Origin of the sequence: Actinosynnema pretiosum, assembly GCF_002354875.1 — a bacterium.
Taxonomy (GTDB): Bacteria; Actinomycetota; Actinomycetes; order Mycobacteriales; family Pseudonocardiaceae; genus Actinosynnema; species Actinosynnema auranticum.
The window spans coordinates 1,988,111-2,015,006 of record NZ_CP023445.1; the positions used below are offsets into that span (position 1 = coordinate 1,988,111).

Annotated in this window: 26 protein-coding genes; 13 read left to right on the forward strand and 13 right to left on the reverse strand. The window is 74.2% G+C overall.

The genetic code is table 11. From position 1 onward, the window contains the following. Positions 1-116: 116 nt before the first annotated feature. Positions 117-1,265 carry an ROK family transcriptional regulator gene (locus CNX65_RS08945; protein WP_096492348.1) on the reverse strand — a complete coding sequence of 383 codons (1,149 nt, stop codon included), beginning with the start codon at positions 1,263-1,265 and terminating at the stop codon, positions 117-119. Positions 1,266-2,093: 828 nt separating this feature from the next. On the opposite strand from CNX65_RS08945, the gene xylA reads away from it, so the two are divergent. The 3 genes from xylA to CNX65_RS08965 all read left to right on the forward strand — a co-directional run bounded on the left by xylA (position 2,094) and on the right by CNX65_RS08965 (position 5,374). Further along, a complete protein-coding gene (gene xylA, locus CNX65_RS08955) occupies positions 2,094-3,233 on the forward strand; it encodes a xylose isomerase (protein ID WP_096492350.1) in 1,140 nt (379 codons plus the stop codon). Further along, positions 3,233-4,615: a xylulokinase gene (gene xylB / locus CNX65_RS08960; RefSeq protein ID WP_096492351.1), complete on the forward strand. Its 1,383-nt coding sequence runs from the start codon at positions 3,233-3,235 to the stop codon at positions 4,613-4,615. Before xylA ends, xylB begins: the two co-directional genes overlap by 1 nt. A gap of 165 nt (positions 4,616-4,780) precedes the next feature. Next, complete coding sequence (locus CNX65_RS08965) at positions 4,781-5,374, forward strand: flavodoxin family protein (RefSeq protein ID WP_096492352.1); 594 nt, start codon at positions 4,781-4,783, stop codon at positions 5,372-5,374. Between the two features lie 325 nt (positions 5,375-5,699). On the opposite strand, the gene CNX65_RS08970 is transcribed toward CNX65_RS08965, so the two are convergent. Next, complete coding sequence (locus tag CNX65_RS08970) at positions 5,700-5,936, reverse strand: DUF6480 family protein (RefSeq protein ID WP_096492353.1); 237 nt, start codon at positions 5,934-5,936, stop codon at positions 5,700-5,702. Positions 5,937-5,998: 62 nt separating this feature from the next. Here CNX65_RS08970 and CNX65_RS08975 point away from each other — a divergent pair, with 62 nt between their 5' ends. Genes CNX65_RS08975 through CNX65_RS08985 form a run of 3 tightly spaced genes read left to right on the forward strand, consistent with a single transcriptional unit; the run spans position 5,999 to position 7,574 of the window. Beyond that, a complete protein-coding gene (locus CNX65_RS08975) occupies positions 5,999-6,583 on the forward strand; it encodes a nucleotidyltransferase family protein (protein WP_015800635.1) in 585 nt (194 codons plus the stop codon). Then, positions 6,580-6,834 carry a BON domain-containing protein gene (locus CNX65_RS36025; RefSeq protein WP_096492354.1) on the forward strand — a complete coding sequence of 85 codons (255 nt, stop codon included), beginning with the start codon at positions 6,580-6,582 and terminating at the stop codon, positions 6,832-6,834. The genes CNX65_RS08975 and CNX65_RS36025 overlap by 4 nt, the downstream gene beginning before the upstream one ends. Further along, the gene (locus CNX65_RS08985; RefSeq protein WP_096492355.1) at positions 6,831-7,574 is read left to right on the forward strand and encodes a metallophosphoesterase family protein; all 744 of its coding nucleotides are present in this window, start codon (positions 6,831-6,833) and stop codon (positions 7,572-7,574) included. Before CNX65_RS36025 ends, CNX65_RS08985 begins: the two co-directional genes overlap by 4 nt. A 107-nt stretch (positions 7,575-7,681) precedes the next feature. On the opposite strand, the gene CNX65_RS08990 is transcribed toward CNX65_RS08985, so the two are convergent. Next, positions 7,682-8,299 (reverse strand): SRPBCC family protein, encoded by a 618-nt coding sequence (locus tag CNX65_RS08990; protein WP_096492356.1) that lies wholly within the window; start codon positions 8,297-8,299, stop codon positions 7,682-7,684. Positions 8,300-8,547: 248 nt separating this feature from the next. Here CNX65_RS08990 and CNX65_RS08995 point away from each other — a divergent pair, with 248 nt between their 5' ends. Beyond that, positions 8,548-9,408: an AraC family transcriptional regulator gene (locus tag CNX65_RS08995; protein WP_096492357.1), complete on the forward strand. Its 861-nt coding sequence runs from the start codon at positions 8,548-8,550 to the stop codon at positions 9,406-9,408. Between the two features lie 90 nt (positions 9,409-9,498). On the opposite strand, the gene CNX65_RS09000 is transcribed toward CNX65_RS08995, so the two are convergent. The 3 genes from CNX65_RS09000 to CNX65_RS09010 all read right to left on the reverse strand — a co-directional run bounded on the left by CNX65_RS09000 (position 9,499) and on the right by CNX65_RS09010 (position 11,754). Next, on the reverse strand, positions 9,499-10,677 hold the full coding sequence (locus tag CNX65_RS09000) for a zinc-dependent alcohol dehydrogenase (RefSeq protein ID WP_096492358.1): 1,179 nt from the start codon (positions 10,675-10,677) through the stop codon (positions 9,499-9,501). A 116-nt stretch (positions 10,678-10,793) separates the two neighbouring features. Further along, entirely contained in the window at positions 10,794-11,195 is a 402-nt protein-coding gene (locus CNX65_RS09005; protein ID WP_096492359.1) for a ChaB family protein, read from the reverse strand. A gap of 52 nt (positions 11,196-11,247) precedes the next feature. Continuing rightward, positions 11,248-11,754: a winged helix-turn-helix domain-containing protein gene (locus CNX65_RS09010; protein WP_232519764.1), complete on the reverse strand. Its 507-nt coding sequence runs from the start codon at positions 11,752-11,754 to the stop codon at positions 11,248-11,250. A 380-nt stretch (positions 11,755-12,134) separates the two neighbouring features. On the opposite strand from CNX65_RS09010, the gene CNX65_RS09015 reads away from it, so the two are divergent. Beyond that, positions 12,135-12,962, forward strand: coding sequence for a hypothetical protein (locus CNX65_RS09015; protein ID WP_096492361.1), 828 nt, complete (start codon positions 12,135-12,137; stop codon positions 12,960-12,962). Between the two features lie 177 nt (positions 12,963-13,139). Here CNX65_RS09015 and CNX65_RS09020 read toward each other — a convergent pair whose 3' ends face one another. Together CNX65_RS09020 and CNX65_RS35205 are read right to left on the reverse strand one after the other, a co-directional pair. After that, positions 13,140-14,348, reverse strand: coding sequence for an ABC transporter substrate-binding protein (locus tag CNX65_RS09020; RefSeq protein ID WP_096492362.1), 1,209 nt, complete (start codon positions 14,346-14,348; stop codon positions 13,140-13,142). Positions 14,349-14,424: 76 nt separating this feature from the next. Further along, complete coding sequence (locus CNX65_RS35205; protein ID WP_157767556.1) at positions 14,425-14,571, reverse strand: hypothetical protein; 147 nt, start codon at positions 14,569-14,571, stop codon at positions 14,425-14,427. 199 nt (positions 14,572-14,770) lie between these two features. Between CNX65_RS35205 and CNX65_RS09025 the strand changes: the two genes are divergently transcribed. After that, positions 14,771-16,843 (forward strand): APC family permease, encoded by a 2,073-nt coding sequence (locus CNX65_RS09025; RefSeq protein ID WP_218182105.1) that lies wholly within the window; start codon positions 14,771-14,773, stop codon positions 16,841-16,843. Between the two features lie 359 nt (positions 16,844-17,202). Here CNX65_RS09025 and CNX65_RS09030 read toward each other — a convergent pair whose 3' ends face one another. Both CNX65_RS09030 and CNX65_RS09035 read right to left on the reverse strand, forming a co-directional pair. Next, positions 17,203-19,557: a glycoside hydrolase family 65 protein gene (locus tag CNX65_RS09030; protein WP_096492363.1), complete on the reverse strand. Its 2,355-nt coding sequence runs from the start codon at positions 19,555-19,557 to the stop codon at positions 17,203-17,205. Next, entirely contained in the window at positions 19,554-20,270 is a 717-nt protein-coding gene (locus tag CNX65_RS09035; protein WP_096492364.1) for an HAD family hydrolase, read from the reverse strand. Before CNX65_RS09035 ends, CNX65_RS09030 begins: the two co-directional genes overlap by 4 nt. Positions 20,271-20,369: 99 nt before the next feature. Between CNX65_RS09035 and CNX65_RS09040 the strand changes: the two genes are divergently transcribed. Beyond that, entirely contained in the window at positions 20,370-21,698 is a 1,329-nt protein-coding gene (locus tag CNX65_RS09040) for an NAD(P)/FAD-dependent oxidoreductase (RefSeq protein ID WP_096492365.1), read from the forward strand. 42 nt (positions 21,699-21,740) lie between these two features. Here CNX65_RS09040 and CNX65_RS09045 read toward each other — a convergent pair whose 3' ends face one another. Beyond that, positions 21,741-22,061, reverse strand: coding sequence for an ArsR/SmtB family transcription factor (locus CNX65_RS09045; protein ID WP_096492366.1), 321 nt, complete (start codon positions 22,059-22,061; stop codon positions 21,741-21,743). Between the two features lie 128 nt (positions 22,062-22,189). On the opposite strand from CNX65_RS09045, the gene CNX65_RS09050 reads away from it, so the two are divergent. Together CNX65_RS09050 and CNX65_RS09060 are read left to right on the forward strand one after the other, a co-directional pair. Next, positions 22,190-22,837 carry a hypothetical protein gene (locus CNX65_RS09050; protein WP_096492367.1) on the forward strand — a complete coding sequence of 216 codons (648 nt, stop codon included), beginning with the start codon at positions 22,190-22,192 and terminating at the stop codon, positions 22,835-22,837. A gap of 814 nt (positions 22,838-23,651) precedes the next feature. After that, positions 23,652-24,155: a sunset domain-containing protein gene (locus CNX65_RS09060; protein ID WP_096492369.1), complete on the forward strand. Its 504-nt coding sequence runs from the start codon at positions 23,652-23,654 to the stop codon at positions 24,153-24,155. A 213-nt stretch (positions 24,156-24,368) separates the two neighbouring features. Here CNX65_RS09060 and CNX65_RS09065 read toward each other — a convergent pair whose 3' ends face one another. Further along, on the reverse strand, positions 24,369-24,656 hold the full coding sequence (locus tag CNX65_RS09065; RefSeq protein ID WP_015800653.1) for a WhiB family transcriptional regulator: 288 nt from the start codon (positions 24,654-24,656) through the stop codon (positions 24,369-24,371). 57 nt (positions 24,657-24,713) lie between these two features. After that, entirely contained in the window at positions 24,714-25,565 is an 852-nt protein-coding gene (locus tag CNX65_RS09070; RefSeq protein ID WP_232519765.1) for a MerR family transcriptional regulator, read from the reverse strand. 573 nt (positions 25,566-26,138) lie between these two features. Between CNX65_RS09070 and CNX65_RS09075 the strand changes: the two genes are divergently transcribed. Next, entirely contained in the window at positions 26,139-26,873 is a 735-nt protein-coding gene (locus CNX65_RS09075; RefSeq protein WP_096492371.1) for an ATP-binding protein, read from the forward strand. Positions 26,874-26,896 lie beyond the last annotated feature (23 nt).

Consider the following 26,896-nt stretch of genomic DNA (forward strand, 5'->3'; position numbering starts at 1 on the left):
TCGGGCGGGCTGGAGCGGTGCGCGCGGGGTTGCTGGGGCGAAGAGTGCCGTGTGGGCGTGTGGTCGGGTGTGGTGGTGTGGGTGGTCGCGTGTGGTGGTCTGCGCGGAGTGGGTGCTCAGGCCAGAACCGAGGTCACGTACGGCTCGGGGTCGGCCAGGATCGCGCGGACGGCGCTGGTCGCCGCGCCTCGCACCGCCGCCTCGTCGCCCAGCGAGGACGCCGTCACCGTCACCGGGGACCAGGCCGCGCTCACCACGCGTCCGCCCAGCTCCGCCTCCAGGGTGGGGCGCAGCCACGGTTCCAGGCGCGCGTACGCGCCGCCCAGCACCACCGCGGGCAGGCCGAGCAGGTTCACCGCGCCCGACAGGGCGATGCCCAGCCACCTGGCCGCCGTCCGCACCGCCGCGATCGCCTCCCGGTCGTCCGCGTCGAGCCTGGCGAGCAGGTCCGCCACGTCGACCGCGCCCGCCGCGCGCAGGATCTCGTCCTGCCCGGCCAGCCGCTCCAGGCAGCCGCGCGAGCCGCACGTGCAGCGCGGGCCGCTCGGGTCCACGCACAGGTGGCCGATCTCGCCGCCGAAGCCGGACACGCCCTCGAACAGGCCCGCGTCCACGACGATGCCCGCGCCGATGCCGATCTCGCCGGAGACGTGCACGAAGTCCTGCGGCGCGTCGCCGTGCCACAGCTCGGCGAGCGCGGCGAGGTTCGCCTCGTTGCCGACCTGCACAGGCAGCCCGCCCGCGTCGGCCCCGAGCAACCGGCCCAGCTCGCCGCGCACGTCCACCTCGCGCCACCCCAGGTTCGGCGCGACCCGCAGCACGCCGCTGGCCGACTCGACCAGCCCCGGCACCGCCACCCCGATGCCGCCGACGGGCACGTCCTCCCTGGTCGCGGTCCGCACCGCGGCGGCCACCTCGCCCAGCACCAGCGCGGGCGAGGACGCCCGGTTGTCGCTGTCCCGCACCCACCGCTTCCGCACCCGACCGGTCAGGTCGACCAGGCAGGTGGCCAGGTAGTCGACCCCGACCTCGACCCCCAGCCCGTGCGGCCCGGCGGGCGACAGGTGCAGCGCGGTCCCGCGCCGACCGGGCCCGCTCCGCGCCTCGGCCGCCCCCTCGACCACCAAGGCCGCGCCGATCATCCGGTCGACGAGGCTGGACACGGTCGCCTTGGTCAACCCGGTCCTGGCCGCGACGGAAGCGCGGGACGAACCGGGGGCGGAGGCGATCGCGTCGAGCACGAGCGCCGAGTTGAGCCTGCGCACGGTGTGCTGACCAGCCGGACCCGACCGACCCGAGACAGCAGGCACGACGGGCACGACGGGTGCGGTGGGCAAGACCGGTGCGGCGGGGACGGCTGGCGCCACCGGTGTGGCTGGCGCGACGGGCGTGGTGGGGACGGCGGGGGCGGCAGGAACGACCGGCGCGGTGGGCGCGGCAGGGGCGACGGGCACGACCGGGATGGGGACGGCGGGCGCCTGACCGGCGCGGCCGGAGGCGGCGGCCGTCGGAGCAGGGGGGCCGAGAAGAGCCTGCGCTGGACCGGGCTGGCCGGCGGCGTCGGGCAACGGGCCGCTGTGACCGGCGGTGTCAACGGGCAGGTCGGGAGCGTCGGAGGGGGTGACCGGCGGGGCGGTGGGCGTCTGACCGGCGCGGTCGGAGGGGGCGACCGGTGGACCGGAGCGGCCGGTGGCGTCGACCGGCGGTGCGGGGTGGCCAGGGGTGTCGACCGGTGAGTCATCGCTGCCGGAGGCGGTGTCGACCGGCGGGGCGGAGTCATCGGTGGCATCGACCGGCGGGGCGGAGTCGTCGGTGGCGTCGACCGGCGGTGTGGGGCGGCCAAGGGGGTCTACCGGCGAGTCGCCGCGGCCGGGGGCGGTGTCGTGCGGGGTGGGGTGGCCTGGGTCGGTGGGTGCCTGGGTGGTCTGGGGTGTCGGGGCGGTTGGGGGCGTGTCCTGCTGGCCTGCGGCTTCGGGAGGGCTCTGCTTCGCTGTTCGCTGGGCTTGCCGGTTGGTCGGCTGCGGGCTGGACACCACTGGATACTATCCGTCGAACGCGATAAGTTCAGGCATCAAACTTATTGGAGGTTCACCGTGACCGACTTCAGCTTCGGCCTGTGGACGGTTGGCTGGCAGGGGCGTGACCCGTTCGGGGACGCCACCCGACCCGTCCTCGACGCGCCAACGGCGGTGCGCAAGCTCGCCGAGCTGGGCGCCTGGGGCGTCACCTTCCACGACGACGACCTGATCCCCTTCGGGGCCAGTGCCGCCGAGCGGGACCAGCGGGTCTCCGCGTTCCGCAGCGCGCTCGACGAGACCGGGCTCGTCGTGCCGATGGTGACCACGAACCTGTTCACCCACCCCGTCTTCAAGGACGGCGGCTTCACCAGCAACGACCGGTCGGTGCGCCGGTTCGCGCTGCGCAAGGTGCTGCGCAACCTGGAGCTCGCCGCCGAGCTCGGCGCCAAGACGATCGTCCTGTGGGGCGGTCGCGAGGGCTCCGAGACGGACGCGGGCAAGGACGTGCAGGCCGCTCTGGAGCGCTACCGCGAGGCGCTGGACACGGTCGCGCAGCACTCCGTCGACCAGGGCTACGGCTTCCGGTTCGCGCTGGAGCCCAAGCCCAACGAGCCGCGCGGCGACATCCTGCTGCCGACCGTCGGGCACGCGCTCGCGTTCATCTCCACCCTCCAGCACCACGAGCTGGTCGGCGTGAACCCCGAGGTCGGCCACGAGCAGATGGCCAACCTGAACTTCGTCCACGGCATCGCGCAGGCGCTGTGGCAGAAGAAGCTGTTCCACATCGACCTCAACGGGCAGAAGGGGCCGCGCTTCGACCAGGACCTGGTCTTCGGGCACGGCGACCTGCTCTCGGCGTTCTTCCTGGTCGACCTCCTGGAGAACGGCGGCTACGACGGCCCCCGCCACTTCGACTACAAGCCGCTGCGCACCGAGGACGTCGACGGCGTGTGGGACAGCGCCGCCGCCAACATGCGCACCTACACCCTGCTCAAGGAGCGCGCGCAGGCCTACCGCGCCGACCCCGAGGTGCAGGAGGCGCTGCGGGTCAGCGGCGTCACCGAGCAGGCCGTGCCCACCCTCGGCGACGGCGAGTCGATCGCGGACTTCCTCGCGGCCGACGAGTCGTTCGACCCCGACAAGGCCGCCGAGCGCGGGTACGGGTTCGTGAAGCTGTCGCAGCTGGCCCTGGAGCACCTCCTGGGCGCCCGCTGATGGCGCTGGTCGCGGGCGTCGACTCCTCCACCCAGTCCTGCAAGGTGGTGGTGCGCGACGCCCAGACCGGCGCGCTGGTCAGGGAGGGGCGCGCCGCGCACCCGCCCGGCACCGAGGTTCACCCCGACGAGTGGTGGACCGCGCTGCGGACGGCGATCGACGCCGCGGGCGGGCTCGACGACGTCGAGGCCGTCTCGGTGGCCGCGCAGCAGCACGGCATGGTGTGCCTGGACGCGTCCGGGGAGGTCGTGCGGCCCGCGCTGCTGTGGAACGACACGCGCTCGGCGGGCGCCGCCGCGGACCTGACGGCCGAGCTCGGCGCGCAGGCGTGGGCGGACGCCACCGGCAGCGTGCCGGTCGCCTCCCTCACGGTCACCAAGCTGCGGTGGCTGGCCCGGAACGAGCCCGAGGCCGCCGCACGGGTCGCCGCGGTGTGCCTGCCGCACGACTGGCTGACCTGGAAGCTGCGCGGTGGTGGCGACCTGGCCGACCTGGTCACCGACCGCAGCGACGCGAGCGGCACCGGCTACTGGTCCCCGGTCACCGGCGAGTACCGGCCCGACCTGCTGGAACTGGCCATGGGACGGGCGCCCGAGGTGCCTCGGGTCGCCGGACCCGCCGAGCTGATCGGCGGCCGGTACGGGGTCGGCGCGGGAGACAACGCGTCGGCCGCGCTGGGCGTGCAGATCCAGCCCGGTGACGTCGTGGTGTCCGTGGGCACGTCCGGGACCGCGTTCGCGCGGTCCGAGGCGGCGGCTGCGGACGGCACCGGGATCGTCAACGGGTTCGCCGACGCGGAGGGCACCTACCTGCCGCTGGTGTGCACGCTGAACGCCTCCCGCGTCCTGGACGCCACCGCCGCGATGCTCGGCGTCGACCTGGACCGGCTGTCCGAGCTGGCGCTGGGCGCCGAGGCCGGGGCGGGCGGGCTGGCCTTCGTGCCGTACCTGGAGGGCGAGCGCACCCCGAACCGGCCGAACTCCACCGGTGCGCTGCACGGGCTGCGGCTGGACACGGCCACGCCCGGACACCTGGCGCGGGCCGCCGTCGAGGGGATGCTGTGCAGCCTCGCGGACGCGATCGACGCGCTGCGGGCGGTCGGCACCCCGGTCAGCCGGGTCCTGCTGATCGGCGGCGGGGCTCGGGCCCGTGCGGTCCGGGAGATCGCGCCCGCCGTGTTCGGGTGCCCGGTGCTGGTGCCCGAGCCGGGGGAGTACGTCGCCGACGGCGCCGCCCGGCAGGCCGCCTGGGCGGTCGGCGGAGCCGACGCCCCGCCGGTCTGGACGTCGCTGACCTCGGCCTCGTTCACCGCCGAGGCCACGCCGTTCGTCCGCGAGAGGTACGCCGAGGCCCGTGACCTGACGGTGCCCCGGTTGGGCTGAGCGCTCCGGTTGGGCTGAGGCGCGCGAGCGCGGGAATCGGGCGGGTGATCCGGGAAGCCTCCGGGTCACCCGCTCTCCCGTGCCGGGGGTGCTGCCGAAGGGCGCGGTTGGGGCGGGTCGTCGCGGGTAACCGGGCGCGATCCGCTCAGACCGGAGGTGGGAGCTGTGCGCGCTACCGTGCTCAACTGCACGTTGAAGAAGTCGCCCGCGCCGTCCAACACCGGGGCCCTGGCCTCGGTCGTGGTGGGGGCGCTCCGGGAACGCGGGGTCGACGTCGTCGAGCACCGGATCGCCGACCTCGACGTCCAGCCCGGCGTGGAGACCGACCTCGGGGACGACTGGACCGCCGTGCACCGGGACCTGCTCGGCTCGGAGATCCTGGTCATCGCCACGCCCACCTGGGTCGGCAGGCCCTCGTCCCTCGCCCAGCGGGTGCTGGAGCGGATGGACGCGATGATCTCCGAGCAGGACGCCGACGGCAGGCCCGTCGCCTACAACCGGGTCGCGGGCGTCGTCGTCACGGGCAACGAGGACGGGGCGCACCACGTCGTCAGCGAGGTCGCGGGCGGGCTCGGGGACATCGGGTACACGATCCCCGGACAGGCCTGGACGTACTGGAACATGGGGCCCGGACCCGGACCCGACTACTCGGACACCGACCACGGGCACGAGTGGGCGCACAGCACCGGGCGGACCATGGCGGCCAACCTGCACGCCGTCGCCGTCGCGCTGGCCGCGAACCCCGTCCCCGCGCCCTAGGGACGCCCGACCCCCGCGCCTCGCTGAGAACGAGGGCAGGGGAGCGGGTGGGCTCGCGGGCGTGGTGGACGGACCCGCGAGCCGGGGGCGCGTCGCGCGCAGAACGGCGCGCACAAAGCCGCGCGCGGCGCCACGGAGGAAAACCCGCAGCAGTGCGGCGCGGGAAAGCGGTGCGGTGGTGACCGGGATGTGTTCGTCGGGCATGGATCCGAAGCTAGAGCCGCGGATTCACGCCCGACAGCCGGAGAAGAGCACGTTGTGGACAACCACCGGGCCTGTGGATGAACCGGAGTGGGGACCGGGCCGAGGTGGTAGGGGCGGCGGGTCAGAACAGGGCGGTCCAGCCCATCAGCTCCGCCACCACGAAGGCCACCACCAGCACCGTCAGGACGACCACCGCCACCAGGGTCACCACGGGGGCGACCTTCGACGGCATCGGCTGCGGGTGGGACAGGCCCGAGGTCTGGCCGGAGTCCGGCGGCGTGTCGCCCGGTGCGACGCCGCCACCCGGCTCCAGGCCCGGTGTGCGCGTGGGGTTGGGGTCAGGCGGTTTCGCGGTCATACCGTGCCGTGTACCCGTCCGGGCCCGTGTGAATCGGACGTCACACGGGTAAACGAAATCCCATGAGCGGCCTACAGGACGAGTTGCTGCGCACCCTGACCAAGGTGGCCAAGGCGCTGCGCGCTGAGGGCATCCCGTTCGCACTGGCGGGCGGCTGCGCGGTGTACGCGCGCGGCGGACCCTCCACCGAGCACGACGCGGACATCCTGGTCCGCGAGGAGGACGCCGCCGAAGCCGTGCGCGCGCTGGTCGCCGTCGGCATGCGGGCCGCGGAGCCGCCGGAGGACTGGCTGCTCAAGGTCTACGACGGCGACCTGCTGGTCGACCTGCTCTACCGGCCCAACGAGCTGCCGGTGACCACCGAGACGCTGGAGCGCGCCGAGGAGCTGCAGGTCGGCTCCGTGGTGCTGCCGGTGATGCCCGCGACCGAGGTGATGATCGGCAAGCTCCTCGTGCTCGACGGGCACCGCTGCGACTTCAGCGCCCTGCTGCCCTTCGCCCGCGCGCTGCGCGAGCAGATCGACTGGGAGAAGGTGCGGGAGGCCACCGGCCACTCGCCCTACGCCGAGTCGTTCCTGCTGCTGGTGGAGCGGCTGGACATCATCGCGCCGGAGTCCGAGCCGGTGCGGGAGAGGACCGCGTCATGACGGACGAGCCCGAGCAGTACCTCGCCGCCCGGTTGCGCCGGGCCATCGCCGAGGACCCGCGAACCACCGAGATGGGTGTTCGCATCACCGTTCGGGGTGACACCGCGCTGCTCTCCGGTGACGTCGCGAGCCCGGAGCGGCGGGCGGAGCTGGAAGCGGTGATCCACGACGTCGCCCCGGAGCTGACCGTGCTCGACGACGTGAAGGTCGTCCCGGCCGGCGAACCCGAAGGACAGGAGGACCTCCGATGATCCGCATCGCCGCCGTGGGCGACGTGCACCTGGACGAGTCGGCGCGCGGTCGGATGCGGCCCGCGCTGGAGAACGTCGCCGAGCACGCCGACGTGCTGCTGCTGGCGGGCGACCTGACCAGGCACGGGACCGTGGACGAGGCCAAGGTCGTCGCCGACGAGTACCGGGACCTGCCGGTGCCGGTGGTCGCCGTGCTCGGCAACCACGACCACCACGACGACCGCCCCGACGAGGTCACGGCCGTGCTGCGCGACGGCGGCCTGATCGTCCTGGAGGGCGAGGGCGCCGTCTTCACGATCGGGGACCGCACGCTCGGCGTCGCCGGGGTCAAGGGCTTCGGCGGCGGCTTCGCGGGCAAGTGCGGCAGCGCGTTCGGCGAGCGGGAGATGAAGGCGTTCATCGGGCACACCACCGAGGTCGCCGACCGGCTCCGGACCGCGCTCGAGGGGCTCGACACCGACGTCAAGGTCGCGCTGACCCACTACTCGCCGGTGCCGGACACGCTGCGCGGCGAACCGCTGGAGATCTACCCGTTCCTCGGGTCGTACCTGCTGGGCGAGGCCGTGGACGCCACCGGCTGCCAGCTCGCGGTGCACGGGCACGCGCACTTCGGCACCGAGCAGGGCCTGACGCCCGGCGGGGTGCGGGTGCGCAACGTCGCCCAGCCGATCATCCGCGCCGCGTACTCGGTGTACGGCGTCGAACCGGCGAACCTCGAAGCCAGGGTCGCCCACGCCTGACCGAACACCCAGGACCAAGGAACACCAAGAACACCAAGGACACCGAAAAGCGAGGAGGCCCGCCCCCCGATCGGGGGGCGGGCCTCCTCGCTTCGCTCAGCAGCGGCTCAGGACAGCGGGTCGCGGTGCGTCGCGCCGCCCAGACCGCCCGTGCCGGGACCCGCCAGACCGGGGGTCACACCGGGACCCGCGACGCCCGGCGTGGCGCCGGGGTTCGGGGTGGCGGTGGTGCCGCCGGGCGGCATCCGGTGCGCGGCCTCACCCGCCTGCGGCTCGCGGGGCACGTCACCGCGCCAGGAGCCGGTCTCGGAGCCCGCGTTCTCGATGAACTCCTTGAACCGCTTCAGGTCGCCGTTCACCCGGTGCTCCACGATGCCCAGCGCGGCCCCGGCCTTCTCGGTCAGGGTCTCGGGCTCGTAGTCCATCTGCAGGTGGACCCTGGTCTGCCGGTCGTTGAGCCGGTGGAACGTCACCACACCGGCCTGCTGCGGACCCTCCACCGTGTGCCAGGCGACCCGCTCGTCCGGGTGCTGCTCGGTGATCTCCGCGTCGAACTCGCGCTTCACGCCACCGATGCTGGTGACCCAGTGGGTCCGGGTGTCCGACACCTGGGTGATGTTCTCGACGCCCTCCATGAACCGGGGGAACGACTCGAACTGGGTCCACTGGTTGTACGCGGTGCTGACCGGGACCTCGACGTCCACGGACTTCTCGATCGTCGTCACTGTGTCGCAACCTCTCCGCTCGCGGTCTTCGGTCTCCCACTGAGTACCCTCCGAACCGGGATTAACACGGTGTTTCTCCGGAGCCAAAAGGGAAACACCACTGGGAAGGCTCCGCGCCGGAGGTCCACTGTGGATGGTTGAGCGGACGGGCCCGCGGTCGGGCGCGACCCGACCGGAACCGGCCCGCTCCGGTCGGGTGCGACCCCCGCCGCGCTCCGTAGCGTTCCCGGTGGCGGAAGGGGACGGGCGTGCTGGAGCGGCTCAACGAGGCCATGGACCGCGTCGAACAGGTCCTGCCGGGCGAGGTCGACGTCGCGGAGCTGGCGCGGATCGCGCTGACCTCCGAGCACCACCTGCGGCGGATGTTCTCGGCGCTGGCCGGGATGCCGCTGTCGGAGTACGTGCGGCGGCGCAGGCTCACGCTCGCGGCGGCGGAGGTGGTGGCGGGGGAGCGCACCCTGCTGGACATCGCCGTCGACCACGGCTACGCCTCCAACGAGGCGTTCACCAGGGCTTTCCGCGCCGTGCACGGCGTGGGGCCAGGTGAGGTCAGGCGGACCGGGGCGGCGCTCAGCTCGCAGTCGAGGATGGCCTTCCGCCTCGTCATCGAGGGGAGCAGCGACATGCGGTACCGGATCGTGGAACGGGCGGAGTTCGCCGTCGTCGGGCGCAGGGCCAGGGTGCCCCTGGTCCACCAGGGGGTGAACCCGCACATCGCGGACTTCATCAGGGGGCTCGACAAGGCGGAGTTCGCCGAGATCAAGAAGCTCAACAACGAGGAGCCCGGCGGGGTCGTCGGGGTCAGCGCCGACCTCGACCCGTCCCGCGCGGAGGGCACCGAGCTGGACTACTACCACGGGGTCGCCAGCTCGCTGCCGGTCCCGGAGGGGCTGGACGCGCTCCCGGTGGCCGCCGGGACGTGGGCGGTGTTCTCCAGCACCGGGGAGTTCCCGAGGGCGCTGCAGGAGATGTGGCGGGACGTGTTCACCCAGTGGTTCCCGTCGAACCCGTACCGCAGCCGCCCCGGCCCGGAGATCCTCAGCAGCACCGTGCTCGACGACGGGAGGACGGCCGAGGCCGAGCTGTGGATTCCTGTGGAGAAGGAGTAACAGCGAAGGAGTAGCAGCGAAGGAGTAACCGCGAAGGAGCAGCGTGACGAGCGGGTGGCGCGGCCCTGGGGGCCGCGCCACCCGCGCGCGTCACGGCTTGAGCAGCACCTTGACCGTGTTGTCCCGCTTGGCCTGGAAGTCCGCGTACGCCTCGGGCGCGCGGGCCAGCGGCACCCGGTGGGTCGCGAAGTCGTCCACGCCCAGCGGGTCGTCGTCGGTGAGCAGCGGCAGGATCTCCGGCACCCACCGCCACACGTTCGCCTGGCCCATCCGCAGCTGGACCTGCTTGTCGAACAGGGTCATCATCGGCATCGGGTCGGCCATCCCGCCGTACACCCCGACCACCGAGATCGTGCCGCCGCGCCGCACCAGCTCGATCGCGGTGTGCAGCGCCACCATGGGGTCGACGCCCACCGTGCGCATCAGCTTGGCCGCCACCGGGTCCGGCAGCAGACCGGTCACCTGCTGGGCCAGCTTGCCCGCCGTGCCGCCGTGCGCCTCCATGCCCACCGCGTCGATCACCGCGTCCGGGCCGCGCCCGCCGGTCAGCTCGCGCACCCGCTCCACCAGCTCCGGCTCGCGGGCGTCGATCGCCCGCACGCCGCGCCCGTGCGCCCGCTGCAACCGCTCCGGCACCAGGTCGATGCCGATCACCGTCTCCGCGCCCCGGTGCAGCGCCACCCTGGCCGCCATGTCGCCGATCGGCCCGAGCCCCAGCACCGCCACCGAACCGCCGGGCGGGACCGCCGCGTACTCCACCGCCTGCCACGCGGTCGGCAGCACGTCCGACAGGTACACGAACCGGTCGTCCGGCGGGCCGTCCGGCACCTTGATCGGCAGCTTGTTCCCGAACGGCACCCGCAGGTACTCGGCCTGCCCGCCGGGCACCTGCCCGTACAGCTTGGTGTAGCCGAACAGCGAGGCCCCGCTGCCGTACTCGCGCACCTGCGTCGTCTCGCACTGCGACTGCAACCCCTGCGAGCAGGTGAAGCAGGTCCCGCAGGAGACGTTGAACGGCACCACCACCCGGTCGCCGGGCTTGACCGCCGTCACCTCGGGCCCGACCTCGGCGACGACGCCCATGGGCTCGTGCCCGAGCACGTCGCCCTCGTCGATGAACGGCCCGAACAGCTCGTACAGGTGCAGGTCCGACCCGCACACCCCGGTCGAGGTGATCTTCACGATCACGTCGTCCGGCTTCTGCAGGATCGGGTCCGGCACAGTGTCCACGCGCACGTCCCGCTTACCGTGCCAGGTCACAGCCTTCACGGCACTCCCTCCGGCTCGTCGGTCCCCCGTCCCCCGAGGCGTTCCCGCGAAGGAGCCGGGCAAACCGGGCGGGGCGAACCGGTCCGGACGTCCACGCCGGACGCCCCGCGCGGCGCTCAGCCCTTCCGCGCCGCCGCCGTGGCCCGCCGGTTCGCGCGCTTGACCGCCTCCACCAGCTCTTGCTTGTCCATCGACGACCGGCCGGGCACGTCGAGCCGCTTGGCCAGCTCGTACAGGTGCTTCTTGCTCGCGTTGGCGTCCACGCCCTCGTGCGTCGCCCCGCGCCGCCGAGGCGGTCCGCCCGCCGAGCGCTGGTCGGACGGCCCGGTGCGCTGCTTGCGCTCCCAGTGGTCGCCGACCTTCTCGTAGGTCCGCTTGAGCGCCGCGAACGCCGTGCGGTGCGCCCGCTCGCCCTCCCCGTACTGCTCGACGGCGCTGTCGTGCGCCTTCGCCCACGTGCGCTGAGCCCCCTGCGGGGAGCGGGTGATCGTGTCGGGCATCTCCTGGCGTGCGGGCACGGCGTACCTCCCTGGTTCGCTGGAACCGGTCGGGTACCCGCCCCCGCGCGGGTCATGCCGGGTCCACAGTGGACCCCTCGTCGGGTGGTCCGCCGTCGCGCACCACGACCACCTGCCCGGTGTGCTCCAACCGGTACCCGACGCCGCGCACCGTCGAGATGAACCGCGCCGCGTCGCCGAGCTTGCGCCTGATCCGCCGGATGTGGACGTCCACCGTCCTGGTGTCCACCACGGGGCTGGCGCCCCACACCCGGTGCATCAGCGCATGCCGCCGGTGCACCCGGTCGGGGTGCTCGCACAGGTGCAGCAGCAGGTCGAACTCCAACCTGGTCAGCTCGACGCGCTCGCCCCGGTGCAGGACCCGCCGGGAGTCGGCCAGCACCACCAGCGCGGGCTCCCGCCGGGCGGGCTCGACCGCCCGCACCTCCACCTCGGCCCCCGGCAGCTCCAGCGCGGAGCGCAGCGCGTCGGCCAGCCGCCGCGCCATCTGCTCGGGGCCCGTCACGCGGATGCTGATCGTCACGTCGACGCTCGTGGCCTCCGGGACCAATCCACCCACCCCCACAGCGTGATCGGATCAGTCCGCGCGGGCCGGGGTCAACGAGGTCCACCCGATGAGACCTGTCGGCGCGCGGGTGGAGCCGTTCCCGGAGCGCGCGGGACCGAACCCGCGGGGGAACCCGAGCGGCGGGGCGAGCGCCGCACGGGGGACAACCGGGTGATCCGGTGATCGTCCCACCGGCCCACCAACCGGTAGACCGGTTCACCCGCACCGGTGCTCCTCTCCGTCGCTTTGCGGCCACCTGGCACCAGCGCGACCACGACCCGCAACCGGTCGGCCCCCGCACGCGGTCCGATCAGCGCATCGCAGGTCACGCATACAGCTAACCCCCGTGAACGGGTGCTGGTGCTTGTCCTGATCGGGCGGACGGTTGTACGGTGCGCAACTTCCCCTTGGCGTTAGCGGAGACCCGGTTCGGGATGCCCGCGGAGAACGCCCGCAAGTTCCAGCAGGTGGCGGCCCAGCAGAACCTCGTCATCGACGTCCGCGCGACCAACCAGCACGCCGTGCCGTGGCTGCGCGCCGGGGCGCTCCCCAAGCCCGAGGCCATCAAGGCCAAGACCATCGACGAGCGCGACGTGCGCCTCGGCGCCAGGCCCCGCCACCTGGGCCTGGTCGGCTTCTTCGACCCGATCGAACCCCGACGCGACCGCTCCGAGGCCGTGCTGAAGCGGTTCGCCATGCGCAGGGCCGAGTACGACGCGCTCGGCCCGAAGATGGCCGTGCTCGCCGAGCGCGGCGAGTACTTCGTCCGCGACGGCGTCGTGCACGGCCACGACCGCGAGGGCAGGGTGCAGCCGGTCACCGGCGACCACGACGTGTTCGACATCCGCGGCGCGGGCGGCGGCGAGATCAGCGACGAGCGCTACTGGCGGGCCGTGGACACCATGATGTCCCTGGACATGGGCGTCACGCACGGTGCGCACATGATGTGGAAGCCGGTCACCGAGGGCGACCGCGCCATCTTCGAGTCGATCGCCCGCGACGGCAGCCCCAAGCTCAGGTTCCACCCCGACGGCTCGCTGTCCTCGGGCGACTTCCGACCGGTCGGCTCCACCGGGTACCGCCCCGACCACCTGCCCCTGGGCGCGAGCGCGATCACCAGGCCGGAGGGCGCCGCGCGCCCCCACGTCGCGCTCGCGGGCGTCGGGAGCTGGAGGGGGGAGGTCCACGAGCCCGTCTCCGCGCTGAGCAGCCTGCCGTAGCGCAGCGCCGTCCCCAGCCCGTGCCGCCGCGCGCGCCCGCGCCCGCCGCGCCGTGCGCCCCGCGAACGGTGGTCCCGCGTCGCGCGCGAGCACGCCGCGCCGGGACAGGGGAGCGCCCCGCCTGAACGAGGTCAGGCGGGGCGCGGAATCAGGTCTCCCCGTGCGACGGCCCGGCGGCTACCCGTCGGTGAGCAGCGGGGTCGCGGCCCTCTTCGCCTCGGACGCCGCGGTCTGCGGGTCCTCGCCGCCCTTGAGCACGCGCTGGACCATCGTCCACACCACCTCGGACAGCTGCGGGTAGTTCGACCCGTACGCCACCCTCGGCCGCGCGGTCTCCAGCTGCGCGGCGAACCCGGCCACGCTCGGGTCCCACTGCCACGCCGGGTCGGCCACCGTGTCCGACCGGTTGGGCAGCCCGCCCAGGCCCGCGCCCAGCTGGGTGACGTTCTCCTCGTCGTCGGCCAGCGACCGCACCAGGTCCCAGGCGGCCTCGGTGCTGCGCGCGCCCTTGCCGATCACCCAGGTCTCCCCGGACAGCGCCGCCGCCTCACCGGCCGGACCGGCGGGCAGCGGGGCCACCGACCAGGCCATCCCGGAGGAGTTCAGCGGCTTGACCGACGAGGTCCCGCCGATCACCATCGCGCAGGACCCGCTCGCCACCGCCTGCGCGGCCTGCGCGCCGTCCCAGCCGAGCACCGCGTTCGGCACGCTGCCGTCGGCGGCCATCAGGTCGTGCAGGAACCCCAGCGCGTCGGCCGCGCCGTCCAGGTCGGTCAGGTCGCCGCCGGACTGCCACAGCAGCGGCAGGAACGTCGTGGTCAGCTCCTCGCCGGGCAGCCCGGCGAAGCACAGCCCGGACCGCTGCGGGTTGGTCAGCGCCTTGGCCGTGGTGCGCAGGCCCTCCCAGGTGGTGGGGGGCGCGCCGAGCATCAGGTCGCGGTTGTACAGCAGGGCGTTGGTCTCGGTGCGCAGCGGGACGCCCCAGACCTTCTCGCTCCAGGTGACGCTCGCCCTGACCGGGCCGAGGAACTTGCCCCCGGTCTCCCACTGCTCGAAGAGCTCGGTCAGGTCGGTGATGGCGTTCTGCTTGGCCAGCCTCGGCAGGTCGGCCTGGTCGACCACGACCACGTCCGGGAACGCCCCGGAGGTCGCGGCCTGGTCGAGCTTCGCGCGGATCTCCGCGCGCGGGATGGAGGTCCGCTTGACCTCCACCTCCGGGTGGGCGTCCTGGTAGCGCTGCACCATGGCCCGCGCAGCCTCGTCGGCCGTCGCCGACTCGTAGGAGTCCCACCAGGTCAGGGTGACCTTCTCGGGTTCATCGGGATTTGCCCCGCAAGCGGAGGCGGCGAGCACCGCCGCCGCCGTGAGCAGTGCTCGAAATCGCATCTCGCCCCGCAGGTCGACGTGGGAAGGACGGCAGCCGTCCTACTCCGCCGCCTGCCGCAATGTCAAGATCGCCTGGTCAGCGGGTTTCCGGTAGGCGGTGCTGCGGTGGCGACGGGTCGGCCTGCGCGGGCAGCACGAGGCGCGGCGCCGGTTGCTCCAGCGGCTCCCAGTCGAGTCCGGCGAGGTAGGTCGCCGCCAGCTCGTCGTAGATCGGTGTGCTCACAGGCGGGGATAGTGTCGCGCCGCGCGCCCCGCCGCGCCGTTTCTCACCTGTGTGAGTGACAAACACCCGGTGGAAACCCCGCGTTAGTGCGGTCCTGGCCGCCTCGGGCGGTGATCGCGGGCGGCGCGGCGCGATCGGGGGCACACTCGACCGGCGCCCGCGCCGCGCGTCGCGCCGAGCCGCCGGAGGGACCGCCCCGATGAGCCGAGCACGTGAGCACACCACCGGGCGCAGCGCCCGCCGGGGGAGCGGCGCGGGTCCGGACGGGCCGGGCGCCGTCCCGGTCAGCCGGTCGCCGGAGCGCGCCGTCGTCCCGGCCAGGGTGCCCAGCCCGCAGCGGCCCGGCCACCCCCGCACCGACCTCGGCCGCTGGCTGCTGCGCCACCGCGTCTCGCCCGCCGGTCCCGAGGCGGACGCCGCGCACAGCAGGCCGCAGGCGTGGTGGAAGGTCATGTGCCTGACCGGCGTCGACTACTTCTCCACCCTGTCCTACCTGCCCGGCATCGCCGCGCTCGCGGCGGGCGCGCTGTCCCCGCTGGCCACGCTGCTGATCGTCGCCCTGACCCTGCTCGGGATGCTGCCCATGTACCGGCGGGTGGCGCACGAGTCGCCGCACGGGCAGGGCTCGGTGGCGATGCTGGAGGACCTGCTGCCGTTCTGGCGCGGGAAGCTGTTCGTGCTGGTGCTGCTGGGTTTCGTGGCCACCTCGTGGATCATCACCATTACCCTGTCCTCGGCCGACGCGACCGTGCACCTGCTGGAGAACCCGCACGCGCCCGCGTTCCTGCACGGGCACGAGGTGCTGGTCACCGTGGCGCTGCTGCTCGTGCTGGGCGGGGTGTTCCTGCTGGGCTTCACCGAGGCGGTCAGCGTCGCCATCCCGCTGGTCGCGGTGTTCCTGCTGCTCAACGCGGTCGTCATCGCCTCGGGGGTGGCCGAGCTCCTGGCGCGGCCCGAGGCGCTGACCGCGTGGACCGACCGGCTCGCCGAGGGCGGCGGCGGGGTCGGCGGGGTGCTCGGACCGGCCCTGCTCGCGTTCCCACTGCTCGTGCTCGGCCTGTCCGGCTTCGAGACCGGCGTCAGCATGATGCCGCTGGTCGCCGCCGAGGGCGCCACCGAGCGGCAGCGGCTGGCCGACCGGGTGCGCAACACCCGCAAGCTGCTCACCGCCGCCGCCCTGGTCATGTCCGGGTACCTGGTGGCCACCAGCGTCCTCACCACCGTGCTCGTCCCCGCCGAGGCGTTCCAGCCGGGCGGCGCGGCGGAGGGACGGGCGCTGTCGTACCTGGCGCACGAGCGGCTGGGCGCGGTGTTCGGCACCGCCTACGACCTGAGCAGCGTGCTGATCCTGTGGTTCGCGGGCGCGTCCGCGATGGCCGGGCTGATCAACATCGTGCCGCGCTACCTGCCCGCGTACGGCATGGCCCCGGAGTGGGGGCGCGCGGTCCGGCCCGTCGTGCTGGTCTACACGGTGATCAGCGTCGGGATCACCGTCGCGTTCGGCGCGGACGTCAACGCCCAGGCGGGCGCGTACGCGACCGGCATCCTGGCCATGATGGTGTCCGGCGCGGTCGCGGTGTCGGTCTCCGCCTGGCGCGCGGGCAGGCGGGCCGCCGGGACCGGGTTCGCCGTGCTCACGCTGGTGCTGCTGTACGCGCTCGCCGAGAACGTGCGGGCCAAGCCGGACGGCATCGCCATCTCCGCCGCGTTCGTCCTCGGCATCGTGGTCATCTCCCTGGTGTCGCGGGTGTCCAGGACCACCGAGCTGCGCGCCGACGAGATCGACTTCGACGAGCGGGCGCGGGAGTTCCTGGCCGACCTGCTCCACCGCGACGGCCAGCTCAACATCATCGCCAACAAGCGGCAGGCCGGGGACGCGGCCGAGTACCGGGCCAAGGAGCGCGTGCAGCGCGGCCTCAACCCGGTGCCCGGCGCGGCGTCGGTGGTGTTCCTGGAGGTCGACGTGGTCGACCCGTCCGAGTTCAGCGACGTGCTGCGGGTGCGCGGGGTGGAGGTCGGCGGGTTCCGGGTGCTGCGCGCGGACAGCCCCGCCGCGCCCAACGCGATCGCCGCCGTGCTGCTGGCGCTGCGCGACGCCACCGGGGTCCGGCCGCGCTGCTACTTCGAGTGGTCCGAGGGCAGCCCGCTCGCCCACCTGCTGCGCTACCTCATCCTCGGGCGGGGCGACACCGCGCCGGTGGTGCGGGAGATCCTGCGCGAGTGCGAGGCCGACCCGGAGCGCAGGCCGTCGATCCACCTGGGCGGCAGCTGAGCCGGGCGGCGGCTGAGCTGGGAGGGAGCCCGGAATCCCGAAGGCCACCCGGAAGTGGGCACAGGCGCCAGGTTTGCGCCGCGGCGGGCGCGGCTACCCGGTGAGGGATGAGAGCGCGGTGACCGCCGCCCCCCTGCGGTCGCCGAGGAGACCGGGATTTCCCCCTCCCCCCTGGGAACCCGGTCGAACGCCTCATCGGGAGGCCGCCCGGCGCGTGCGCCGGGCGGGCCCAACCCTTCGCGGGTACCGAACCCCGCCCCACCCGAGCCGGTGGGGCGGGGTTCGCGCTTTCCCCGGCCCGCGCGCCACTTCGCGGAGCCCGCGCGGCCGGGTGGTCGCCCACCCGGCCGCGCGCGGCCTCAGTCCTGCGCCCGGTTCGGCGTGCGCCGCCTGGGCGCCCGACCGGCGGGCTGGGTGATGCCCTCCGGCGGTTCCGGCGCGGCCGGGACCTGGAGCACCAGGGGGTTCTCCGGCTCGACCGCCACCTCCTCGCCGTGGTGCTTGATCCGCAGCCCCGGCCCGGACACGATCCGGTAGGTGGCCTTGCCCTCCTCCACCACCACGCACAACCCGCTGCCCCGGTAGGTCATCCGGAACGAGAACCGGTTCAGCCCCACCGGCAGCCGGGGCGCGAACTCCAGGCCGCCGCTGTGGTCCCGCATCCCGCCGAACCCGGCCACCAGCCCCAGCCACACCCCGGCGAGCGAGGCCATGTGCAGTCCGTTGTGGACGTTGTGGTGCAGGTCGTGCAGGTCGGTGAACGCCGCCTCCGACAGGTAGTCGTACGCCAGCTCCAGCGCGCCCACCTCGGCCGCCAGCACCGCCTGCGTCGCCGCCGACAGCGACGAGTCCCGCACCGTCCGCGCCTCGTAGTAGGCGAAGTTGCGGGCCTTCTGCTCCGCCGTGAACGCGTCGCCGCGCAGGTGCATCGCCAGCACCAGGTCCGCCTGCTTCACCACCTGCTTGCGGTACAGGTCGAAGTACGGGTAGTTCAGCAGCAGCGGGTAGTCGTCGGCCTCGGTGGCCTCGAAGTCCCACTCGGCGTGCTTGGTGAACCCCTCCGACTGCTGGTGCACGCCCAGTTCGTCGTCGTACGGCAGGTTCATCGCCTCGGCCGCCCGCAGCCACGCCTCCGGCTCGCCGTCCTCGACGCCCAGGTGCTGGGCCACCTCGGGCAGCCGCTCGCACACCTCCGCCGCGACCCGCAGGTTCCGCTGCGCCATCAGGTTCGTGTAGACGTTGTTGTCCACCACGGCCGTGTACTCGTCCGGCCCGGTCACCCCGTCGATGCGGAACCCGTCGCCCGGCACGTGGTGGCCCAGCGACATCCACAGCCGCGCCGTCTCCACCAGGATCTCCGCGCCCGCCGCCCGCTCGAACTCCTCGTCCCCGGTGGCCTGCGCGTACTGCGCCACCGCGTACGCCACGTCCCCGGACACGTGGAACGCCGCCGTGCTCGCGGGCCAGTAGGCCGAGCACTCCGCGCCGCTGATCGACCGCCACGGGAACGCCGCGCCGCCCAGCCCGAGGATCCGCGCCCGCTCCCGTGCGTCCTCGACGGTGGAGTGCCGCCACGACAGCGCGTCCCGCGCCGCCTCCGGCACCGTGTAGGTCAGCACCGGCAGCACGAACGTCTCGGTGTCCCAGAAGGCGTGCCCGTCGTAGCCGGGACCGGTCAGGCCCTTGCCCGCGATCGCCCGCGTCTCCCCGCGCACCGCGGCCTGGAGCACGTGGAACAGCGCGAACCGCACCGCCTGCTGCAACTCCGGGTCGCCGTCGACCTCCACGTCGGCGCTGTTCCAGAACTCGTCGAGGAAATCGCGCTGCTCCTCGAGCAGCCCGTCCCACCCGGTCTGGAGCGCGCCCGCCAGCGCCGCCTCCACCTGCGCGCGCAGCGCGGGCACCGACCGCTGCTTCGACCAGCCGTACCCCAGGTACTTGACGATCGTGAGCTTCTCGCCCGCCGCGACGTCCACCGCCACCGTGAACCGCGCCAGGTCCTCGTCCGCCTCGACCTCGGTGCGCAGCGAGCCGTTCGCCTCCACCTCGTGGTCCATCGCGGCGGCCATCCGCAGCCCGGAGGCGCGCGTGCGGTGCGCCAGCACCGCCCGCTTCCCGCGCGCGTAGGCGAAGTCCGCCACCAGCGGCGAGTCCAGCGCCTTCGCCACCCTCGGGTCGCCGGAGCGCTCCTCCACCGGCTCGTTGGCCAGCAGGTCCGACTGCACCACCAGCTGCACGTCCTGCGCGGCCTCGACCTCGTAGCGGATCGCCGCCACCGCGCGCTGGGTCAGCGACACCAGCCGCTCGGTGCGCACGATCACGCGCTTGCCGGTCGGCGACTCCCACTCGGTGCTGCGGCGCAGCGTGCCCGAGCGGAAGTCCAGCTCCTGCTCGTGCGCGACGGTGCGGCCGTACCGCAGGTCCAGCGGCTCGTCCTCCACGAGCAGCCGCAGCACCTTGCCGTCGGTGACGTTGACGACGGTCTGCCCCTCCTCGGGGTAGCCGTAGCCGCTCTCCCCGTAGGGCAGGTCGTGCTCCTCGTAGAACCCGTTGAGGTAGGTGCCCGGCAGCCCGCGCGGCTCGCCCTCCTCCAGCGTCCCGCGCATCCCGATGTGCCCGTTGGCCAGCGCGAACGTCGACTCGGTCTGCCGCAGGTCGGTCAGCGACAGGCCCTCCCAGCGCAGCTTCCACGGCTGCACGCGGTAGCCGCTCACAGCAGCTCCGCCAGGTCCGCGACGACGACGTCGGCGCCGTGCGAGGCGAGCGCGTCCGCCTGGTCCGCGCGGTCCACGCCCACGACGAAGCCGAACGCGCCCGCGCGCCCGGCCTGGACCCCGGCCAGCGCGTCCTCGAACACCGCCGCCCGCTCGGGCGGAACGCCCAGCGCCCGCGCGCCCGCCAGGAACGAGTCGGGCGCGGGCTTGCCCTTGAGGCCGTCGCGCACGATCGTCACGCCGTCCACCCTCGCCTGCACGTACTGCGCCAGATCACTGGCCCGCAGGACCTTCTCGGCGTTCGCGGAGGAGGTGACCACGGCGATCGCCAGGCCCGCGTCGCGCGCGGCCTTCACGTAGTCGACGGAACCGGGGTAGGGGCTCACGCCCTCCTCGGTGATGATCTCCTCCAGCAGCTCGTTCTTGCGGTTGCCGACCCCGTGCACGGTGTCGGCCTCCGGCGGGTCGTCGTGGTCGCCCTCGGGCAGCACGACCTTCCGGGAGGCCAGGAACTCGCGCACCCCGTCGTAGCGGGGGCGGCCGTCGACGAACCGGACGTAGTCGGACTCGGTGAACTCGGGCTCGCCGCGCTGGGCGAGCAGCGCGTCGAACGTGCGCTTCCAAGCGCGGCGGTGCAGGACGGCGGTGCTCGTGAGCACCCCGTCCAGGTCGAACAGGCAGGCGGTGATCCCGTCGGGCAGACCCAGCGTCATGGGGCAGGACTACCCGGTTCGGGGCACGGGTACCCCCGTGCGCACGGGTGGGCGCTCCGACTCTTCGGCGCGCTCCCGACAGCCGAGAGGGGCTCCCCTGTGGCCAAGCCGAAAGTGCTCGTCGTCGGGACCGGGTTCGCCGGGTTCCACGCGCTCAAGTCGCTGGAGAAGGCGCTCCCGCGCGACGCCGCCGAGCTGATCGCGGTCAACCCGACCGACTACACCCTGTACGTCCCGCTGCTGCCCGAGGTCGCGGGCGGCTCGCTCGACCCCCGGCGGGTCGCGGTGCCGCTGCGCTCCACCCTGAAGCGGACCCGGCTGGTGCTGGGCACCGCCACCGGCATCGACCCCGAGGCGCGCACCTGCTCGGTCGTGGACGTGGAGGGGCGCGGGCGGGTGCTGGAGTGGGACCGGTTGATCGTCACGGCGGGCAGCGTGACGCGGATGCTGTCCATCCCCGGCGTCGGCGAGCACGCGCTCGGGTTCAAGTCGGTGCCCGAGGCGCTGTACCTGCGCGACCACGTGCTGCGGCAGATCGAGCTGGCCGAGCAGGCCGACGACCCGGCCGAGCGGGCGGCGCGGGCCACGTTCGTGGTGGTCGGCGCCGGGTACACCGGCACCGAGCTGGTCGCGCAGGGGCAGTGGATGACCGCCGAGGCCCTGCGCGCCCGGCGCGGGGCCCCTGGCGCGCTGCGGCCGGACGAGTGCCGGTGGCTGCTGCTCGACATGGCCGACCGGGTGCTGCCGGGGCTGGACCCGCGCATGTCCGGGCCCGCGCGGAAGGTCCTCGAGTCGCGCGGGGTGGACGTGCGGATGAAGACGAGCGTCGCCGAGGTCACCGACACCTGCGCGCGGCTCACCGACGGCTCCGAGATCCCCACCCGCACCGTCGTGTGGTGCGTTGGCGTGCGGCCGGACCCGCTGGTGGAGGCGTCCGGGCTGCCGGAGGAGCGCGGGCGGATCGTGGTGGACACCTCGCTGGCGGTGCGCGGGCTGGACGGGGTGTACGCGGCGGGCGACCTGGCCGCCGTGCCCGACCACTACAACCAGGGGAAGCCGACGCCGATGACCGCGCAGCACGCGCAGCGGCAGGGCGCGCTGGCCGGGCGGAACGTCGCCGCCTCGCTCGGGCACGGGCAGGTGAGGCGGTACAAGCACCGCGACCTGGGGTTCGTGGTCGACCTGGCCGGGATGGACGCGGTGGCCGACCCGCTGCACGTGCCGCTGCGCGGGGTGCCCGCGAAGATCGTGGCGCGCGGCTACCACCTGCTGGCGATGCCGGGGAACCGGGTGCGGGTGGCCGCCGAGTGGATCGCCGACCTGCTGTCCGGGCGGCAGGTGGTGCAGTTCGGGCTGGTGCCGCGCGAGGGCGTGCGCCTGTCGGACGCGGACCGGCCGGGGAACCGGGTGGTCAAGGCCGGGAGCTGAGCGGGTGCGCGGCGGGCGTCCGGGAGGGCCCGCCGCGCGCCGTCAGGCCGGGTCCGCGGCTCCCGCGCCGGGCCGCTCGTCCCGGAACCGCTCGAACCGGAACCGCTCGAACCGCGCCAGCCAGCCGTCCACCTCGCGCAGCGCCGTCCCGTCGATCTCGTAGAGGCGTTTCGTGCCTTCCGCGCGCACTCGCGCGAATCCGCTCTCCCTGAGCACCCGGAGGTGCTGGGAGACCGCGGGCTGGGAGATCCCGAACTCCGCGTTGATCACTTCCGCGAGCGATCCCGCCGTCCGCTCGCCGTCCGCGAGCAATTCCAGGATGCGTCGCCTGATCGGGTCACCAAGAACGTCGAGGGCGTGCACTGCCTCAGTATTTAGGTCGGGGCTTATATAAGTCAAGATTGAGTTACTGGAATTGTCGGTGGTCGGTGGCACTATCCCGAACAGGTGTTCGGATGTGGATCGGACGTGTTCGGAAGGAGCTGACGGCGATGCGCGTTCACCTCGATCCCCGGCAGTGGCCCGGCCGTGTCGTGCCCGAGACAGAGCACGAGATCGACACGGCTGTGGAAGGGCTGTGCCTGAGGGCGAACTGGGCCGACGCGGACCGCGCCGGGGTGCGCGCCGTGCTGGCGCCCTGGTTCGCGGACGGCTGGTGCGTCGACGCCGTGCTGACGGCCGTCGACCGCCGCCCCGACGGCGCCCGGCAGGGCCCGCCCCGGCGCCGCGACCAGGTGGCGCAGGACTTCCTGCGCGCCCGGCTGCGGACGTGGTGGCCCTCGGGCGAGCAGCGGTCGCGGCCACCGGTGGAGGGGATGAGCCTGGGCGCGTGGTGGCGGGTCAACCGCCGCAACGCCCGGCTCAACGCCCCGCGCCGGGTGCCGCACCTGACGGAGGAGGGCGTGCGCGCCCGCGAGGAGGCGGGGGAGCGGCTGCGCGACCGCTTCCGCGACCCGGTGGAGCGGGCGAGGGCGCGCGGGCGGCGCAACCGGGAGGCGCTCGACGCGCTGCTGGTGCCGGGCCTGGCGGTGCCGACCTTCGAGGACTCGCGACGGCTGCTCGCGGACATCCGGGTGCCCGCGCACCCGGTGTGCCAGCGCTGCGGGTGCCGGACGGTGGTGTACGAGCAAGCCGCTTGAAGGACGGAACCGGAGGCCGCTGGGGCCTGGCCGGGCGCGGTGGAGCAGCGGTCGCGGGAGGGCGAGGGTCCCGCGGCGGTGGCGCCGTCCGATCCGGGGCGGGAGCCGGTGGGTGGGCGCGGGGTGGAGCGGGAGCCTGTGGGCGGGCGCGAGGCGGAGCGGGAGCCTGTCGGTGGGCGCGAGGCGGAGCGGGAGCCTGTCGGCGGGCGCCGGTTGGAACGGGGGCCTGTGGGCGGGCGTGGAGCGGAGCGGGAGCCTGTCGGCGGGCGCGGGGTGGAGCGGGAGCCCGTGGGCGGGCGCGAGGTGGCGGGCGGGCGTGAGCCTGGTCGCGAGGCGGGGCGTGAGGCGGCGGGTAGGCGTGAGCCGGGCCGCGAGGCGGTAGGTGGGCGCGAGCTTGGCCGTGAGGCGGCGGGCGGGCGCGAGGTGGTAGATGGGCGTGAGCCGGGCCGTGAGGCGGTAGGCGGGCGTGAGCTTGGCCGTGAGGCGGGGCGCAAGGCGGGTGGCGGGCGCGAGGCGGAGCCGGAGCGCGGGACCGGGAGCGGCGAGCGCTCCGGTGGTGCGGGGCAGGTGCCGGGGGGTGCGGGCTGACCAGGTGGGGGAGTCGCCCCTGGGGTCACTCCTTACGGTGAATTGGTCACCGATGTCCTGCGTCGACGCCGGGAGGCGGTGGAACTGCGGGTGCCCGCTCGGGTACTAAGCGTCGCGGGTAGTTCGCCGTCCGGCCCCCGAGCCGGCTCCCCGAGCCGAATTCCCCGACTCCGATCCCACCGGGCGCGTCCGACGGTCGTGCCCACCCGCCGTCGAGGAGTGCGCGGTGTTCTGGTTGTTCTTCGGCATCTGCGCCGTCGCGTTCACCGCGGGCGCCGTCCTGAGCTGGCTGCCGCTGCGGGCCACGATCCGCGACCTGCGGGCCGAGCTGCGCTCCAGGCCCGTCGTGGAGATCGACGAGGACGACTACGACGACGAGCCGGACGACTACGATGAGGACGAGATCCTCGACGCGGAGATCGACGAGGAGGACGAGGACGACCTCCCGGCCCCGCGCCCCGCGCCCGCCGGGGTGAGCGTGAAGGAGGTCCCCGCGCTGCCCGCCAGGGCCCCGCGCGCGCTGGAGATGCCGGGCAACAACGAGACCACCCAGGTCATCCCGCGCCAGGTCAGGGCCAACTCCCGGACCCGCGTCTTCCACACCCCGGACTCGCCGTACTTCGACCGGATGCGCGGCGACGTGGAGTTCTCCTCCATCGCCGAGGCCGAGGAAGCGGGCTACACCCGCTGGCGCCCGAAGGCCACCACCCCCACCCGCCCGGTGCTCTGAGGACCCGAGCCCCACCCGCCCGGTGCTCTGTGAGGGTCCGAGCGCCGACGCCCCGAGCGCTCCGGGGCCTTTAGCCCTCCGAGGCCCCGAGCGCCCCGCGCTCTGGCCCCCCGGTCGCCCGGTCGCGCTCAGGCGACGTCCGCGCCTGGCCACTGCTCGCGCTCAACCGCCGCCGACGCCCAGCGGCTGGCCGCGCTCGACCACCGCCCGCGCTCAGGTGCGGCGGTGGCGGTCGGCGATCAGCCTGCGCAGCTCGCTCTCGCCGAGCCCGCCCCAGATGCCGTAGGTCTCCTCGACCTCCAGCGCGTGCTCGCGGCACTGCCTGCGCACCGGGCAGCGCCCGCAGATCTCCTTCGCGCGCGCCTCCCGGTTCTGCCGGGACGAGCCGCGCTCGTTGGGCGTGTGGAAGAACAGCGCGCTGTCCATGCCTCGGCACAGACCCTCCAGCTGCCAGTCCCAGGACTCGGCGACGGGCACGGGAAGTCGGGACAGCTCTGGCATGGGAACCACGCCTTCCGCAAAAGGACCGGTGTTGACCAGGCCAACCCTAAATTCGATTCAGAATCGGTTCAAGCTGAGAATTGTGTCGATCGCCTCGTTTAGCGAGCCGACGAAGCGGGAACCGGCGGGCGCGCTCGTCCACCCCGGCCCCCCGACCAGCACGGTTCGTCCGGTTTCGACCAGTTCGGCGACGGGGGTCGCCTCGGCCTGCGCACCGGCGTGCGCCCACACCATCACCGTTACGGGTGACAGGAGGGCCGCGGCGTCGAGCAGGGCGGTCGGGGGGACGCGCGCGCCGAGGTTCCGCGACGCGCACCCGCGCTCGGCCAGCGCGGCGGCCAGCACGTCCAGCGGCAGCGAGTGCTGCTCCTCCGGCGCGCACGCCAGCAGCACCGGCAGCCGCGGCTGCTCGGCGGCCTGCGCGTACACCGACAGCGCCCGCGAGATGCTGGCCGTCGCCAGGTGCTCGACCTCCACGCCGCGCGCGTCCGCCGCCGCCCGCTCGCCCGCCGCGACCAGGAACGGCACCAGCGCGCAGTCCCAGGCCCGCACCACGCCGTGCCGCTGGATCAGCTCGCCGACCAGCCGCACCATCAGCGGCGCGTCCAGCCTGGTCGCGGCCCGCGCGAACCCGCGCCGCTCGGCCGCCGTCACCTCCTCGGGGCGCTCGGGCGGCTCCTCCGCCCCGGCGGGCCCGGCCAGCGCCATCGCGGCGGCCGACGCGGGCGCGACGCCCTGGCCGGTCAGCGCGACCATCCTGCGCAGCCGGTCCACGTCCTCGGCCGAGTACCGCCGGTGCTTGCCCTCCTCGCGGGTGCTCGGGCCGAGGCCGTACCGGCGGTCCCACGTGCGCAGGGTGGTGGGCGAGATCGCCAGCATCCTGGCCACCGCGCCTGGGCTCCACAGCACACCGCTATCCACAGATCACCGCCAGCACATCGGGTAGTGCAACGCTTCTGAAACGAAAATGGTAACGACTGCCCCGCGCACCGCCGGACAAGCGCGTCAGCAGGGCGAACGCGCTGGGCGGTTCGGGGCAGCACCACCTGCTCCCGAGCCGCACGCGGGCGCCGGGACCACCGGGCGGGTGGCGGGCCCGAAGGTGGGTTGACTGTGCGTGACAGGCGTCGCACCGAGCGTGCCTGGCGGGTGCGTCGGACCAGCGTGCGGCGGGCCGTCCGCCCTCCCCGTTCCGGGTGAACGCCCGCGCCGGGCGGCCCCCGGCGGCGGGTTCGGCGGCCGGAGAGGTTTCCGGGGACGCCGAACGGCCGATTGTCCTGGTGGGAGCCGGAGCGCCACCCGCGCGGGAGGCTGCCGCGCGACCGGCGCTGGAAGTGGCGTCGACCTCGGTCGACCGCCGCGATGGGGTGCTCCCCGTCGCGGACCGGCTACGTTGGCTGCGCCCGCCGGGAGGTCGGACCGGCGGGGGCTGGGCGGTCGGGGCCGCCGCGCGCGGGAGCCGGCCGGATCGGGGAGAGCGTCATGACCTTCACCTACGACGTCGACCACGTCGACGGCGCCACAGTCGTGCGCCCCGAGGGCAGGCTGGACCTGTCGACCTACGTCCCGCTGCGCGACGGCCTGCTCAAGTGCGCGGTGACCGGCCCGTCCGCCGTGGTGGTCCTGCTCGGCGACGGCTTCGAGTTCGCCACCCCCGCGCTGATGTCGGTGTTCTCCACGGTGTGGACGCGGGTCGCCGAGTGGCCGGGCGTGCGGATCATGCTGGTGGGCGAGTCCGACCCGCACCGGGCCGCGCTGGCGGGCGGCGGCGCGGGGCGGTTCGTGCCGCACTACCCGACGCTGGCCGACGCGCTGGGGGCCGTCGAGCAGCCCGCGCAGCCCCAGCGGGACGAGGCGCTGCTGCCGGACACGCCGGTCGGCGCGCTGATCGCGCGGCAGTTCGTGCGCGAGACGTGCGAGCGCTGGGACCTGGGCGACCGCATCGAGGACGCGGTGCTGGTCGCCACCGAGCTGGTGGAGAACGCGCTGGAGCACACCAGCTCCGCGCCCAGCCTGCGCCTGGAGCTGCGCGGCGGACGCCTCGTGGTGGCCGTCCGCGACGGCGGCGCGACCCCGCCGAAGCCGCCGCCGCCCGCCGGGCGCGGCCTGCTCCCCGGTGGGCGGGGGATGCGGATGGTGGAGTCGGTGAGCCGCGTGTGGGGGCACTCGCCGTGGCCCGGCGGCGGCAAGGTCGTGTGGGCGGTGCTAGGGCGCTGACGGCGGCGGTCGGCGTCGGGCGC